Raw genomic sequence first — 1,000 nt, 5'->3', positions numbered from 1 at the left:
TTTACGCTACTTTAGTGCGCACTTCCTTCGGTATCAATTTCAGACCCTTCTTGAACATGCTGTAGGGGGTTTGACCCTCCATCATCCTGCCCTGATGTGGCCGCTGGGTGTTGTAGTGCACCAGATAGTTATCCAGGTCTGTCTGCATCTGCTCTACCGACTCATACCAGGTCGTCCTCCCCTTGATGCGGAAGTATTAATCCAGCAAGGTTCGATGTAGCCGCTCGATAAAGCCGTTGCTCTGCGGCCTGCGCACCTTGGTTGCCCGGTGCTTAATCCCCTCCAGTTGCAGGAACAGCTCGTAGGGATGATGGTCAGGTTCGTCCACAGAACTCGCGCCCGTTGTCCGACAGGATGGTATAGACCCGTGCCTCGTGGGCCTCGAAAAATGGCAGCACCGTTTCATTGAGCACATGAACCGAGGTCACCGGAAGCTTGCTGGTGTAGAGCCGTCCCCAAGCGTGGCGACTGTAGCAGTCCAGCACGGTTTGCAGATACACCTTGCCAACCCCCTTGAGCGCGCCGACGAAGAAGGTGTCGACCGCCACCAGTTCTCCGGTGTAGTGAACCTCAATCTGGCGTTCGCGAAACTCGGGGCTGAAGCGCTCTAACAGGCGAATCTGCTCGTCACTGAGCTCAATGGTCTGCTCCCGGTGGGTTTTCTCGAGGCGCAACAAGCGGTCGTGTTTGGAGAGCAAGTCGTGACGTTGCCACACGCCACGCACACCACCCGCACTGACATTGATGCCTTGCAGAGCCAGTTCTTGCGCGACCCGCAGCGGGCCATGAGTCGGTATGGTGAGGGAGTAATCGAGGATGGCCTGTTCAATCTCGGGAGCAACCCGATTGGGATGAGCCCCTTTACACCCGGGCAATTTGTCGAGCAATCCCTCGGCGCCATAGGTCTGGTAGTTACGGCGAATTTCGTAGAACTGCTGACGACTGTAGCCGATGATCTTGCAGGCTTTGCTGACATTATTGAGCTCTTTGGCGAGCTCTA

General features: G+C 56.3%; 1 pseudogene. It reads right to left on the bottom strand.

Annotated features, from left to right (window positions below):
* Position 1: 1 nt before the first annotated feature.
* Positions 2-1,000, bottom strand: a pseudogene (locus AACR93_RS02090) (IS481 family transposase); the annotation flags it as partial.

The organism is Aeromonas sp. L_1B5_3, assembly GCF_963866575.1.
GTDB classification, from domain to species: Bacteria; Pseudomonadota; Gammaproteobacteria; order Enterobacterales; family Aeromonadaceae; genus Aeromonas; species Aeromonas jandaei.
This window is presented reverse-complemented; position numbering and strand designations above follow the sequence as displayed.